This is a genomic window from Burkholderia sp. WTPI3 (genome assembly GCF_021483755.1).
Lineage (GTDB): Bacteria > Pseudomonadota > Gammaproteobacteria > Burkholderiales > Burkholderiaceae > Burkholderia.
The window spans coordinates 33273-48076 of record NZ_JAGIXF010000009.1; the positions used below are offsets into that span (position 1 = coordinate 33273).

Here is a 14804-nt window from a genome sequence, read left to right on the forward strand (position 1 = left end):
GACCCGATGCTAACCGCAAGGAATCGGTCCTTGCACTAAGAGGAATGAATGGCGAGTAACAACGTAGCCCAATTTGCCGCGGAACTGAAAATGCCTGCTGGTGTGCTGCTCGAGCAGCTGCAGGCAGCGGGCGTCCAGAAAGCGAGTGAAGACGATGCGCTGTCCGAAGCGGACAAGGCGCGTCTGCTCGATCATTTGCGCAAGTCGCACGGCGCAACCGACGGCGACAAGCGCAAGATCACGCTGACCCGCAAGCATACGTCGGAGATCAAGCAATCTGACGCGACGGGCAAGGCTCGCACCATTCAGGTCGAGGTCCGCAAGAAGCGCACGTTCGTCAAGCGCGACGAAGTGAGCGAGGGTGCGGAACAGGGTCAGGCGCAGGTCGCCGAAGCGGACGATGACGCAGAACTGAAGCGTCGCGAGGAAGAGGCGCGCCGCGAGGCCGAACTGCTCGAGAAGCAGGCGCAGGAACTGCGCGAGCGTCAAGAGCGCCTCGAGCGTGAAGAAGCCGAGCGTCGTGCCCGCGAGGAAGCGGCTGAAGCCGAGCGTCGTCGTGCCGAGGAAGAAGCTGCGGCGAAGCGTGCTGCGGCCGAAGCCGCTGCGGCTCAGCAGGCTGCTGCCCAGCAGGCCGCCGAGGCCAAGCAGGAAGCGACAGGTACGCAGTCCGCGCAGGACGAAGCACGCGCAGCCGCAGAACGTGCGGCGCAGCGTGAAGCGGCGAAGAAGGCCGAAGACGCTGCCCGCGAGGCGGCGGATAAGGCGCGCGCCGAGCAGGAAGAGATCAGCAAGCGTCGCGCGGCGGCAGAAGCCGAAGCACGCGCGATCCGCGAAATGATGAACACGCCGCGCAAGGCAGTGGTCAAGGCGGTCGAGCCGCCGAAGCCGGTGGAACCGCCGAAGCCGGCCGAAGCGAAGGGCACGCTGCACAAGCCGGCCAAGCCGGCTGGCGCGGGCGCGCAAGCACGTCCGGCCGTGAAGAAGCCGGCAGGTACAGCGCCGGCTACGACGCAGGCTCCGGCAGGTGCGGGCGACCGCAACAAGAAGCCGGGCGGCGGCAAGGGCGGCTGGCAGGACGACGCAGCGAAGCGCCGCGGCATCAAGACGCGTGGAGATTCGAGCGGCGGTGTCGACCGCGGCTGGCGCGGCGGCCCGAAGGGTCGCGGCCGTCACCAGGACAGCGCATCGACGTTCCAGGCGCCGACCGAACCGATCGTGCGTGAAGTGCACGTGCCGGAAACCGTTTCGGTTGCCGATCTCGCGCACAAGATGTCGATCAAGGCCTCTGAAGTCATCAAGGTGATGATGAAGATGGGCCAGATGGTCACGATCAACCAGGTGCTGGATCAGGAAACGGCGATGATCGTCGTCGAGGAACTGGGCCACCGCGCAGTCGCGGCAAAGCTGGACGATCCGGAAGCGCTGCTGGTCGAAGGCGAGACCAGTACCGATGCGGAGCAGCTGCCGCGTCCGCCGGTCGTCACGGTGATGGGTCACGTCGACCACGGCAAGACCTCGCTGCTCGATCACATCCGCCGCGCGAAGGTTGCAGCGGGCGAAGCGGGCGGCATTACGCAGCACATCGGCGCTTACCACGTCGATACACCGCGCGGCGTCATCACGTTCCTCGATACGCCGGGTCACGAGGCGTTCACGGCAATGCGCGCACGCGGCGCGAAGGCGACCGACATCGTGGTGCTGGTGGTGGCTGCCGACGACGGTGTGATGCCGCAGACGAAGGAAGCCATTGCTCACGCGAAGGCGGGTGGCGTGCCGATCGTCGTGGCGATCAACAAGATCGACAAGCCGGAAGCGAACCCGGACCGCGTCAAGCAGGAACTGGTCGCCGAAGGCGTCGTGCCGGAAGAATACGGTGGCGATTCGCCGTTCGTGCCGGTGTCGGCAAAGACGGGCGCCGGTATCGACGACCTGCTCGAAAACGTGCTGCTGCAAGCCGAAGTGCTGGAACTGAAGGCGCCGATCGAAGCGCCGGCCAAGGGCATCGTGATCGAAGCGAAGCTCGACAAGGGCAAGGGCCCGGTCGCGACGATCCTGGTGCAGTCCGGTACGCTGAACCGTGGCGACATCGTGCTGGCAGGCACGGCTTATGGCCGCGTGCGTGCAATGCTCGACGAGAACGGCAAGCCGACGAAGGAAGCTGGCCCGTCGATCCCGGTCGAAATCCAGGGTCTGTCGGAAGTGCCGGGCGCAGGCGAGGAAGTGATCGTGCTGCCGGACGAGCGCAAGGCGCGCGAAATCGCGCTGTTCCGTCAGGGCAAGTTCCGCGACGTCAAGCTGGCGAAGCAGCAGGCCGCGAAGCTGGAAAGCATGCTCGAGCAGATGGGCGAAGGCGAAGTGCAGAACCTGCCGCTCATCATCAAGGCGGACGTGCAGGGCTCGCAGGAAGCACTCGTGCAGTCGCTGCTCAAGCTGTCAACCGACGAAGTGCGTGTGCAGATCGTGCACAGCGCGGTGGGCGGCATCAGCGAAAACGACGTCAACCTGGCAACGGCATCGAAGGCGGTCATCATCGGCTTCAACACGCGTGCGGATGCACAGGCGCGCAAGCTGGCCGAGTCGAACGGTATCGACATTCGCTACTACAACATCATCTATGACGCAGTGGATGAGGTGAAGGCGGCAATGTCGGGCATGCTGGCGCCGGAGAAGCGCGAAGTCATCACCGGCATGGTCGAGGTGCGCCAGGTGTTCAAGGTGCCGAAGATCGGCACGGTCGCCGGCTGTATGGTCACCGACGGTATCGTCAAGCGCTCGTCGTCGGTTCGCGTGCTGCGCAACAACGTCGTGATCTTCACGGGCGAACTCGAATCGCTGAAGCGCTTCAAGGACGACGTGAAGGAAGTCAAGCAAGGCTTCGAGTGCGGTATGTCGGTGAAGAACTTCAACGACGTCATCGAAGGCGACCAGTTCGAAGTCTTCGAAGTGACCGAAGTCGCACGTACGTTGTAATCGTCGCGTATCGGCTCATGGGGCGGGGCAGGCTTGGGCCTGTCCCGCCCATTTTCATGGTGGCGTGCCAACGGCGCGCCGCTTTATCCTGATAAACGGATCACGGATCGATCATGTCCAGGAAGCGTACTTCCCCCAATCGCAACGTTCAGATTGCCGATCAGATTCAGCGCGATCTGTCCGAACTCATCATGCGCGAGGTCAAAGACCCGCGGATCGGTATCGTGACCATCCAGAGCGTCGAGCTCACGCCGGACTACGCGCACGCGAAGGTCTATTTCACGGCGCTCACCGGCGATCCGGACAAGACGCAGGAAGCGTTGAACCATGCGTCGGGTCACCTGCACAACCTGCTGTTCAAGCGCCTGCACATTCATACCGTGCCGACGCTGCATTTCCACTACGATCAGACGATCGAGAAGGCGGTCGAAATGTCGCGCCTGATCAAGGAAGCCAACTCGACGCGCGCGAAGGACGACGACGAAGCCGACGCGCCCGCGAAGGACGACTGAGCTCGCGCGCCCTATGACGACTGCAGCAAACCAGCGTCCACGTGTGCCGCGGCGCGCACTGGACGGCGTCCTTCTGCTCGACAAGCCTGTCGGTTTGTCGAGCAACGACGCATTGATTCGCGCGAAGCGCCTGCTGCTCGCGAAGAAGGCCGGTCATACCGGCACGCTCGATCCGCTGGCCTCGGGGTTGTTGCCGCTGTGTTTCGGCGAGGCGACGAAGTTTTCGCAGGACTTGCTCGAAGCCGACAAGACCTATGAAGCGACGATGCGTCTCGGCGTGCGCACGACTACCGGCGATGCGGAAGGCGACGTGCTCGACACGCGTGCCGTCGAATGCGACCTCGCGGGAGTGGAAGCAGCGCTGGCGCGCTTTACCGGTGAGATCGTGCAGGTGCCGCCGATGTATTCGGCGCTCAAGCGCGACGGCAAGCCGCTGTATGAATACGCGCGCGCGGGCCAGACCGTCGAGCGGGAAGGCCGCAACGTGACGATTCATGTGCTCGATCTGCTCGCCTGCGAACTGCCGGACGTGACGTTTCGCGTGACCTGCAGCAAGGGCACTTACGTGCGCACGCTCGCGGAAGATATCGGCGAAGCCCTCGGCTGCGGTGCGCATCTGACGATGCTGCGCCGCACGGGTGTCGGTGCGCTGACGCTCGAGCATGCGGTGACGCTCGACACGCTGTCCGATGCCGCGGAAGCGGCACGCGACGTGTGGCTTCAGCCGGTCGATGCGCTGCTGTCGACGTTTCCGCTGGTGCGTCTCGATGACGCCTGTGCGAAGCGCTTCCTGCACGGCCAGCGCCTGCCGCTGTCGGCGCTTGATTCGATCGACGCGGCAGAAGGCGATCGGGTGCGCGTGTACGACGCACGACGCCTGCTTGGCGTGGCGCGCAAGGCCAACGGCGTGCTCGCTCCCGAACGTCTCGTCGTGACGGCTGAGTGATGTGAGGCGCGCAGGCGCCGTTGGCGGAACGAAAAAAAGCCCGGTCGAATCGACCGGGCTTTTTGTTTGGAGCGTGGCCTTGAGCGTGGTGCTCAGTGCGCGGCCGACGCAGCCGCACCCGCATCGCCACCGCCCGCGCGTTCGGGCTTCGTGATCCAGATCAGCCCGATCAGCAGCACGAAGATCGCCGCGGAAATGTAGAACAGATCGTTCACGCCGAGTTGCGCAGCCTGCTGGGTGGCCATGTTGTTGATCAGGCCATGCGCCTGCTCCGGCGTGAGCCCGAGGTTGCCCATCTGCGTGACGGCCTGGTTGAACGTCGGGTTGTAAGGATTCGCCTGCTCGACCAGTTGTGCGTGGTGGAAGTTGTTCCGATGATCCCACGCGGTCTGGAAGATCGACGTGCCGATGCCGCCGCACATGATCCGCACGAAGTTCGACAGGCCCGATGCCGCGGGAATGCGGTGGCCGGGCAGGCCGGACAGCGTGATCGACACGAGCGGGATGAAGAAGCCGGCCATCGCGATGCCCTGCACGAGCGTCGGCAGCATCAGCGACCATTCGTCGACGCCGGTCGTGTAGAGCGAGCGCATCCAGAAGCACAGCGCGAACGTCAGGAATGCGGCGGTTGCGATGTAGCGCGGGTCGGTGCGGGGCAGGAACTTGCCGGTCAGCGGCGACAGCAGGATCGCGAACAGCCCGACGGGTGCCATCACGAGGCCCGCATCGGTCGCCGTATAGCCGATCTGGGTCTGCAGCCACAGCGGCAGCAGCACGAGGTTGCCGAAGTAGAGCCCGTAGCCGACCGCCAGCGCGATCGTGCCGCCGGTGAAGTTCCGCATCCGGAACAGCGACAGGTCGACGACCGGATGTTCCGCGGTCAGCTCCCAGATCACGAAGAACGCGAACGAGATGATCGCAATCAGCGCGAGCGCGACGATCGTGGTCGACGCGAACCAGTCGAGATCCTTGCCTTTGTCGAGCATGATCTGCAGCGAGCCGACCCACAGCACGAGCAGCGCGAGGCCGACCGCATCGATCGGCGCGCGACGCACCGTCGATTCGCGCGTGCGGTAGATCGACCATGTGGCAAGCGCCGCGGCGATGCCGACGGGGATGTTCACGTAGAAGATCCACGGCCACGAATAATTGTCCGAGATCCAGCCGCCGAGGATCGGCCCTGCGACCGGCGCTATCAGTGTCGTCATCGACCACAGGGCGAGCGCCATCGGCGCTTTCGCACGGGGATAGCTCGACAGCAGCAGCGATTGCGACAGGGGGATCATAGGCCCGGCGACCGCGCCCTGGAGCACGCGCGACGCGAGCAGGAACGGCAGGCTCGGCGCCAGCCCGCACATCCACGACGAGATGACGAACAGGATGATCGATGCGAGGAACAGGCGAACCTGCCCGAAACGGTCGGTCAGCCAGCCCGTCAGCGGGACCGAGATCGCGTTCGCGACCGCGAACGACGTGATGACCCACGTACCCTGGTCGGAAGACACGCCGAGGTCGCCCGAGATGGTCGGGATCGCGACGTTCGCGATGGACGTGTCGAGCACGTTCATGAACACCGCGAGCGATACCGCGATCGTCCCGAGCACGAGTTGCCCGCCCTGCAAGGGCGGGTGGGAGACAGGAGCCTGTGCCATGTCGGTAGTTTTTCCGGAATCGAGCCGTTACATCATCTTGGCGGTGCCGTTCGACTTCGCCGCGGCCGGTGCCGCCGCGTTGCCGCCGGCGTTCGCCGCGATGATGCGAGCGATTTCGGCATCGGCTTCGTCACCGTACTTTGCGAACACGTCGGTCTCGTAGACCGTGTTCTGCGCATTTGCGAGCTGGTCGCCGCGCTCGTCCTTGATGTCGACGTCGACCTGCATCGACAGGCCGATGCGCAGCGGGTGCTTCTCGAGGTCCTTCGGATCGATTTCGATACGCACCGGCAGGCGCTGCACGACCTTGATCCAGTTGCCCGTCGCGTTTTGCGCCGGCAGCAGCGAGAACGCCGAGCCCGTGCCGGCCGAGAAGCCGACGACCTTGCCGTGGTAGACGATCGACGAGCCGTAGATGTCGGCCGTCAGTTCGACCGGCTGGCCGATGCGCATGTGCTTGAGCTGGACTTCCTTGAAGTTCGCGTCGACCCACACCGCGTTCAGCGGCACGACCGACATCAGCGGATTGCCCGGCGACACCCGCTGACCGACTTGCACCGAGCGCTTCGCGACATAGCCGGTGACCGGGGCGGGCAGCACGTTACGCGAATTCGCGAGATACGCGTCGCGAACCTTCGCGGCGGCAGCCAGCACGTTCGGATGCGATGCGATCGTCGTGTTCGCGGTCAGCGCGCGGTTCGATGCGAGCTGCTGCTGGGCCGCGTCGACCGACGCCTGCGCAGCGCGCACGGCGTCGCGTGCGTGGGAGATTTCTTCCTGCGACACGGCGCCCGTTTGCGCGACAGCCAGGCGGCGACGCAGGTCGTCCTGCGCCTTCGACAGGTCGGACTCGCGCAGTGCGACTTGCGCGCGGTACTGGTCGTCGTTGACGAACAGGCCGCGGACCTGGCGCACCGTCTGGGCGAGGTTGGCCTCTGCCTGCTGCAGGGCGACTTGCGAATCGGCCGGATCGAGCACGACCAGCGGATCGCCGGCCTTGACCGTCTGCGTATCGTCGGCCTTCACGGCGATCACGGTACCCGTGACCTGCGGCGTGATCTGCACGACGTTGCCGTTTACGTATGCGTCGTCGGTCTCTTCATGGAAGCGTGCGACGAGGAAGTAGTACAGGCCGTACGCGATGGCCGCGATCACGATGACCGCGATCAGCAGCGTCATCATCCGTTTGCGCTTCCCGTTGTTCTGCGGCTGTGCGCTGGCGGCGTTTTGTTGAGCGTCGCTCATGGCGATTTTCTCCGTCCGTTATTTCGAGTGTCTGCGTAGTGATGGCGCCGGATCAGTTGGCGGCCTGTTTTGTCTGCTTGTCCGCGTCGGGCGCGGCGAGTCGCGTGCCGGTCGCGTCAAACCCGCCGCCGAGCGCCTTGATCAGCGCGAGCTGCATGTCGCGCCGGCGCATCTTCAGGTTGGTCACGGTCTGTTCCGATGCGAGGCGGTTGCTGTCTGCGGTCAGCACCTGAAGCTGCGGCGACAGACCGGCCTTGTAGCGGATCACGGCGAGGTCGTACGCTCGCGTCGACGCGTCGAGCGCGCGCTGTGCGTCGTCCATCTGGCGATCGACCGCGCGGATCGAGGCAACTTGCGTCGCGACATCGTTCAGCGCGTTGATCAGCGTCTGGTTATAGTTCGCGACCGACAGGTCGAAGTCCGCGTAGCGGCCCTTGAGCTGCGCGCGCAGCGCGCCGGCATCGAAGATCGGCAGGTGGATCGCCGGGCCGAGCTGCGCCTGGCGGCTCGCGAAGTTCAGGAATTTGCCCCAGCCGAATGCATCGAAGCCGAAGCCGGCCGCGAGGTTCACGTCCGGGAAGAATTCCGCCTTCGCTTCCTTCACGTCATGCATCGCGGCCTCGACCTGCCAGCGCGCGGCAACGATGTCGGGGCGTCGCGACACGAGGTCGGCCGGCAGGTTGCCGGGCAGGGCCACATCGGCGCTCGGGTTCATCACAGGCTCGGCGATCTGCAACCCGCGATCCGGTCCCTTGCCGAGCAGCGCGGCGAGTTGGTAGCGCACCGTCGTGATCTGGCCGTCGAGGTCGGACAGCGATGCCTGGGTCGTCGCGATATTGCCGCGTGCGGTCTGGCGTTCCACGTTGGTGTCGAGGCCGGCCGACACCCGCCCGTCGGTGATCTTGCCGACCGTCTGGCGGTTGGTGATCTCGCGTTGCGCGATGTCGCGCAGTGCATAGAGTTGCGCGAGCGAGTTGTAGGTGCGGGCGACCGACGACGCGAGCGTGATGCGCGCCTGCTGCATGTCGGCTTCGGCGGCCTTTTCCTGCGACACGGCCGTGTGCAGGCGTTCGCGGTTCTTGCCCCACAGGTCGAGATCCCACGATGCGCTTGCGAGCGCGTTGTTCTCGCTGTACCACTGCCCCCCGTACGGCGGCGGGAACAGTGCATTCGACGAATACAGCTCGCGCGTCCACGAGTAACTGGCCTCGGCCTTCGGCATCAGGTTGGAGCGCGACGTCTCGATATACGACGACGCTTTCGCGATGCGCGCCTGCGCCTGCGCGATCGACGGGTTGCCCTGGAGCGCCTCGTCGATCAGCTTCGGCAACTGCGGATCGCCGAACTGGTTGGCCCAGTCGAGCGCCGGCCAGTGGCCGTCCTGGGCCGGCAGGCTCTGGGCGGTTTCGAATTGCGACGCGGGAGCGATCTGCTTGTCGCTCTTGATGCCGATGTAGTTCGCGCAGCCAGCCAGTGCCAGCGCGGCAACCGCGGCGGCGACGGCGGCGCGGCACGAACCGGCGCGCACGGACAACGGGGTGGATTTCATCGCGCTGATCCCTGACTCGGAATGAATAATGGACACTGCAAGGATTTCCTTACATTAATCTGTCAAAAGTAATTGTTATGGCAACTATTGCGTGACACTGCCACCTGCCGTCTCGCAATAGTTGCTGAGAATGCGGCGCAGCATGCTCTTCAGGAACCCGACTTCCTCCGGCGTAAATCCGCCCAGCAGTTCGTCGAGCACGCTGCGGAACACCGGCGGCAGCCGCTCGGCGAGCGCACGGCCTTCGTCAGTCAGTTCGAGACGCACGACCCGCCGATCCTCGATGCTGCGCACGCGGCACAGCAGGCCGCGCTTCTCGACGCGGTCGAGCAGGCGAGTGACCGCGCTCGCGTCGATTCCGTATTCCCGCGCGAGTTCGGCGGCCGTCGAGCATTTGCCGACCGCGATCATGAACAGCATGCTCGCCTGCGTGCCGGTGATGCCGAGTTCTTCCTGCGTGCGTTGCGTGACGAGGTTGGTCATGACCGACTTCACGCGCGACATCAAATAACCGACGCTATCGTTCATCTGATACGACGACAGCGGCGAAACGGGCGGTTGGGAAGGAGAATCCGACATAAAACCCTGAAGCTGCAATAGTTGACTAGGCAGCAGTATAGGCACAATTGCTTGCCGCGGCAAATGTTAATCGAACCCACCAGGGTGCGCTCCGCGGGTCAAAATCCCCTTGCGGGAGTAAGGGTTTTTGGTCGACTGGCGGCAGCTTCGAGCGGTCGATTTGGTGCGCAAGGGAAGGGGCGGAGGCGCGCTGCTTGTTGCGTTGCAGCGGGCAGCCCGGCTCTCGTCATTCGCACGTGCTATAATTTGTGGTTTCCAAGCTGCAATGCGCGCGCACGTGTCGAACGAGCGTGCGCGTTTGCGCGTTCAACGATTTCCAGGTTTCTATGACCCGCGCCCTTCGCAATATCGCCATCATCGCTCACGTCGACCACGGCAAGACTACGCTCGTCGACCAACTGCTCCGCCAGTCCGGCACCTTCCGCGAGAACCAGCAGATTGCCGAGCGCGTGATGGACTCGAACGACATCGAAAAAGAGCGCGGGATCACGATTCTCGCGAAGAACTGCGCGGTTGAATACGAAGGCACGCACATCAACATCGTCGACACGCCGGGGCACGCGGACTTCGGTGGCGAGGTGGAGCGCGTGCTGTCGATGGTCGACTCGGTGCTGCTGCTGGTCGACGCCGTCGAAGGCCCGATGCCGCAAACGCGCTTCGTTACGAAGAAGGCGCTGGCGCTCGGCCTGAAGCCGATCGTCGTCGTCAACAAGATCGACCGTCCGGGCGCGCGGATCGACTGGGTCATCAACCAGACCTTCGACCTGTTCGACAAGCTCGGCGCGACCGAAGAGCAGCTCGATTTCCCGATCGTCTACGCGTCGGGCCTGAATGGCTACGCGTCGCTCGACCCGGCCGCCCGCGAAGGCGACATGCGCCCGCTGTTCGAGGCGATCCTCGCGCACGTGCCGGTTCGCCCGGCCGACCCGGAAGCGCCGCTGCAACTCCAGATCACGTCGCTCGACTTTTCGACGTACGTCGGCCGGATCGGCGTCGGCCGTATCACGCGTGGCCGCATCAAGCCGGGTCAGCCGGTCGTGATGCGCTTCGGCCCGGAAGGCGACGTGCTGAACCGCAAGATCAACCAGGTGCTGTCGTTCAAGGGTCTCGAGCGCGTGCAGGTCGAATCGGCTGAAGCGGGCGACATCGTGCTGATCAACGGTATTGAAGACGTCGGTATCGGCGCGACGATCTGCGCAGTCGATACGCCGGAAGCGTTGCCGATGATCACCGTCGACGAGCCGACGCTGACGATGAACTTCCTCGTCAACTCGTCGCCGCTGGCCGGCCGCGAAGGCAAGTTCGTGACGAGCCGCCAGATCCGCGATCGTCTGATGAAGGAGCTGAACCACAACGTTGCGCTGCGCGTGAAGGACACGGGCGACGAAACGGTGTTCGAGGTGTCGGGCCGTGGCGAACTGCACCTGACGATTCTCGTCGAGAACATGCGCCGTGAGGGGTACGAGCTGGCCGTGTCGCGTCCGCGCGTCGTGATGCAGGAGGTTGACGGCGTGCGGCACGAGCCGTACGAGCTGCTGACCGTCGACGTCGAAGACGAGCACCAGGGTGGCGTGATGGAAGAGCTCGGTCGCCGTAAGGGCGAGATGCTCGACATGGCGTCGGACGGCCGCGGCCGCACGCGTCTGGAGTACAAGATCTCGGCGCGTGGCTTGATCGGCTTCCAGAGCGAATTCCTGACGCTCACGCGCGGTACGGGCCTGATGAGCCACATCTTCGACTCGTACGCACCGGTCAAGGACGGCTCGGTCTTCGAGCGCCGCAACGGCGTGCTGATCTCGCAGGACGACGGCGCAGCGGTCGCATACGCACTGTGGAAGCTGCAGGATCGCGGCCGCATGTTCGTGAAGCCGGGTGATGCGCTGTATGAGGGCATGATCATCGGCATCCACAGCCGCGACAACGACCTCGTCGTGAACCCGATCAAGGGCAAGCAGCTGACGAACGTGCGCGCGTCGGGTACCGACGAGGCCGTGCGTCTCGTGCCGCCGGTCCAGATGTCGCTCGAATACGCGGTCGAATTCATCGACGACGACGAACTCGTCGAAGTGACGCCGCAGTCGATCCGTCTGCGCAAGCGCTTCCTTAAGGAGCACGAGCGTCGTCGCGCGAGCCGCGAAGGTGCGGTCGACTAAGCTCGATCGCTCCCGTGCATGACAAAAAAGGCTGCCTTCGGGCGGCCTTTTTCGCATCTGCGCAATGCGCAACCGGATAGCCTGCAAAACACTGTTCCCGCGGGTCGTTGCAATCGGGCAAAACCCCGTCGCGCGGTGCTTTCAGGCACATTTCGTCGTGAACTTCGGTATCGGTTCTGTGATATGCTGCGCGCACGCAAGTTTTAGGTCCTTCCAAGCAAGACTTGATTCGCAATCCGCTAAACGGTCAGGCCGTGTCGCGGAAGGTTGAGTAACCCGCTATTTCTCGAGAAGCTCGAAGAAAGGTGAGCGTAAAATGTCAGATGTAATGAAGCAGTTTCAGCTGAACTCCTATCTGTTCGGCGGCAATGCTTCGTACGTTGAAGAACTGTACGATGCATACCTCAACAATCCGGCATCGGTGCCGGAGAACTGGCGTGAGTATTTCGACGCGTTGCAGAACGTCCCTGCAACCGACGGGTCGAACGCCAATGACGTCGCTCATTTCCCGATCGTCGAATCGTTCGCCGAGCGTGCGAAGGCCAATGCCTTCATCCCGCGCGAAAGCACCAGCAATCTGGCAACCGCGCGCAAGCAGGTTCACGTCCAGTCCCTGATCAGCGCATATCGCTTCCTCGGCTCGCAATGGGCCAATCTGGATCCGCTGAAGCGTCGCGAACGTCCCGCCATTCCCGAACTCGAACCGGCTTTCTACGACTTCTCGGAAGGCGATCTCGACCAGACGTACAGCGCGAGCAACCTGTATTTCGGTTTCGACCAGGCTTCGTTGCGCGATATCGTCAAGGGCCTGCGTGACACGTACTGCGGCACGATCGGCGCCGAGTACATGTACATCAGCGATCCGGAGCAGAAGCGCTGGTGGCAGGAGCGCCTGGAATCGACCCGCGCGACGCCGGCTTTCTCGGCCGACAAGAAGAAGCACATCCTGAATCGCCTGACGGCCGCCGAAGGCCTCGAGCGTTACCTGCACACCAAGTACGTCGGCCAGAAGCGTTTCTCGCTCGAAGGCGGCGAGAGCTTCATCGCGGCAATGGACGAAGTCGTCCAGCACGCGGGCAAGAGCGGCGTGCAGGAAATCATCATTGGCATGGCTCACCGCGGTCGCCTGAACGTGCTGGTCAACACGCTGGGCAAGATGCCGGCCGACCTGTTTGCCGAATTCGAAGGCAAGCACGTCGACGACCTGCCGGCCGGTGACGTGAAGTACCACAAGGGCTTCTCGTCGGACGTGTCGACCGAAGGCGGCCCGGTCCACCTGTCGCTTGCGTTCAACCCGTCGCACCTCGAAATCGTGAACCCGGTGGTCGAAGGTTCCGCGAAGGCGCGGATGGACCGTCGCGGCGACGAAGACGGCCTGCAAGTGCTGCCGGTGCAGATCCACGGCGACGCGGCCTTCGCTGGCCAGGGCGTCGTGATGGAAACGCTGAACCTCGCACAGACGCGCGGTTACGGCACGCACGGCACGCTGCACATCGTCATCAACAACCAGATCGGCTTCACGACGTCGGACCCGCGCGATGCGCGCTCGACGCTGTACTGTACCGACGTGGTCAAGATGATCGAAGCGCCGGTGCTGCATGTGAACGGCGACGATCCGGAAGCTGTCGTTCTCGCGATCCAGATCGCAATCGACTACCGGATGCAGTTCCACAAGGATGTCGTGATCGACATCGTCTGCTTCCGCAAGCTGGGTCACAACGAGCAGGACACGCCGGCGGTCACGCAGCCGCTGATGTACAAGAAGATCGCGCAGCACCCGGGCACCCGTGCGCTGTACGCCGAGAAGCTCGTGCAGCAGGGTGTGATCACCGCGGAAGACGCCGACAACTACGTGAAGGCGTACCGCAAGGCGATGGACGACGGCCACCACACCGTCGATCCGGTCCTGTCGAACTACAAGAGCAAATACGCGGTCGACTGGGTTCCGTTCCTGAACCGCAAGTGGACGGACGCAGCCGATACGGCCGTGCCGCTCGCCGAACTGAAGCGCCTCGGCGAACGCATCACGACGGTCCCGGAAAACTTCAAGGTTCACCCGCTCGTCGAGCGCGTGATCAACGACCGCCGCAACATGGCGCGTGGCGACCAGCCGCTCGACTGGGGCATGGGCGAACACCTCGCATTCGCGTCGCTCGTTGCATCGGGCTACTCGGTGCGCCTGACGGGCCAGGACTCGGGCCGCGGCACGTTCACGCACCGTCACGCGGTGCTGCATGACCAGAACCGCGAGCGCTGGAACGACGGCACGTACGTGCCGCTGCAGAACATCGCCGAAGGTCAGGCGAAGTTCACGGTGATCGACTCGGTGCTGTCGGAAGAAGCGGTGCTGGGCTTCGAATACGGTTACTCGACCGCCGAGCCGAACACGCTCGTGCTGTGGGAAGCGCAGTTCGGCGACTTCGTGAACGGCGCGCAGGTCGTGATCGACCAGTTCATCTCGTCGGGCGAAGTGAAGTGGGGCCGCGTGTCGGGTCTCACGATGCTGCTGCCGCACGGCTACGAAGGCCAGGGTCCGGAGCACTCGTCGACCCGTATCGAGCGTTTCCTGCAATTGTGTGCTGACCACAACATGCAGGTCGTTCAGCCGACGACCCCGGCGCAGATTTTCCACCTGCTGCGCCGCCAGATGATCCGCCTGTTCCGCAAGCCGCTGATCGTCGCTACGCCGAAGTCGCTGCTGCGCCACAAGGAAGCGGTGTCGGACCTGTCGGAACTCGCGAAGGGTTCGTTCCAGCCGGTGCTGGGCGAAACCGATGGCGGCATCGACGCGAAGAAGGTCAAGCGCGTGCTGGCTTGCTCGGGCCGCGTGTACTACGACCTCGTCGCGCACCGCCGCGAAGCGAAGGCGAACGACGTCGCGATCATCCGTATCGAGCAGCTGTATCCGTTCGCGCACAAGCAGTTCGAAGCCGAGATGAAGAAGTACGAGAACGCGACTGAAGTGGTCTGGGTGCAGGACGAGCCGCAGAACCAGGGCCCCTGGTTCTACGTCGAGCACCACCTGAAGGAAGGCATGAAGGACGGGCAGAAGCTGGCATACAGCGGCCGTCCGGCTTCGGCCTCGCCGGCGGTTGGCTACTACGCGAAGCACTACGAGCAGCAGAAGGCCCTCATCGAAGGTGCTTTCGGCCGCCTGAAGAGCGCATCGATCGCGAAATAACCGACGGAAGCGAAACG

Annotated in this window: 9 protein-coding genes; 5 read left to right on the top strand and 4 right to left on the bottom strand. The window is 64.0% G+C overall.

Translation table 11 applies throughout. From position 1 onward, the window contains the following. The first annotated feature begins 48 nt into the window (after window positions 1-48). The 3 genes from infB (at window position 49) to truB (ending at window position 4428) form a co-directional block, all read left to right on the top strand. Window positions 49-2970: a translation initiation factor IF-2 gene (gene infB, locus J7024_RS07280; protein ID WP_175752602.1), complete on the top strand. Its 2922-nt coding sequence runs from the start codon at window positions 49-51 to the stop codon at window positions 2968-2970. Between the two features lie 113 nt (window positions 2971-3083). Next, window positions 3084-3482, top strand: a complete 399-nt coding sequence (rbfA, locus tag J7024_RS07285) for a 30S ribosome-binding factor RbfA (RefSeq protein WP_006495346.1) — start codon at window positions 3084-3086, stop codon at window positions 3480-3482. 13 nt (window positions 3483-3495) lie between these two features. Further along, on the top strand, window positions 3496-4428 hold the full coding sequence (gene truB / locus J7024_RS07290) for a tRNA pseudouridine(55) synthase TruB (protein ID WP_124825850.1): 933 nt from the start codon (window positions 3496-3498) through the stop codon (window positions 4426-4428). Window positions 4429-4520: 92 nt separating this feature from the next. Here truB and J7024_RS07295 read toward each other — a convergent pair whose 3' ends face one another. The 4 genes from J7024_RS07295 to J7024_RS07310 form a co-directional block, all read right to left on the bottom strand. Continuing rightward, window positions 4521-6080 carry a DHA2 family efflux MFS transporter permease subunit gene (locus J7024_RS07295; protein WP_124825849.1) on the bottom strand — a complete coding sequence of 520 codons (1560 nt, stop codon included), beginning with the start codon at window positions 6078-6080 and terminating at the stop codon, window positions 4521-4523. A 27-nt stretch (window positions 6081-6107) separates the two neighbouring features. Then, window positions 6108-7325, bottom strand: coding sequence for an HlyD family secretion protein (locus J7024_RS07300; protein WP_124825848.1), 1218 nt, complete (start codon window positions 7323-7325; stop codon window positions 6108-6110). A 52-nt stretch (window positions 7326-7377) separates the two neighbouring features. Further along, entirely contained in the window at window positions 7378-8874 is a 1497-nt protein-coding gene (locus J7024_RS07305) for an efflux transporter outer membrane subunit (protein WP_124825847.1), read from the bottom strand. A gap of 84 nt (window positions 8875-8958) precedes the next feature. Continuing rightward, window positions 8959-9453, bottom strand: coding sequence for a MarR family winged helix-turn-helix transcriptional regulator (locus J7024_RS07310; RefSeq protein WP_124825846.1), 495 nt, complete (start codon window positions 9451-9453; stop codon window positions 8959-8961). A 326-nt stretch (window positions 9454-9779) separates the two neighbouring features. Here J7024_RS07310 and typA point away from each other — a divergent pair, with 326 nt between their 5' ends. Continuing rightward, a complete protein-coding gene (typA, locus tag J7024_RS07315) occupies window positions 9780-11606 on the top strand; it encodes a translational GTPase TypA (RefSeq protein WP_124825845.1) in 1827 nt (608 codons plus the stop codon). Between the two features lie 316 nt (window positions 11607-11922). After that, the gene (locus J7024_RS07320) at window positions 11923-14787 is read left to right on the top strand and encodes a 2-oxoglutarate dehydrogenase E1 component (protein WP_124825843.1); all 2865 of its coding nucleotides are present in this window, start codon (window positions 11923-11925) and stop codon (window positions 14785-14787) included. Window positions 14788-14804: the final 17 nt, after the last annotated feature.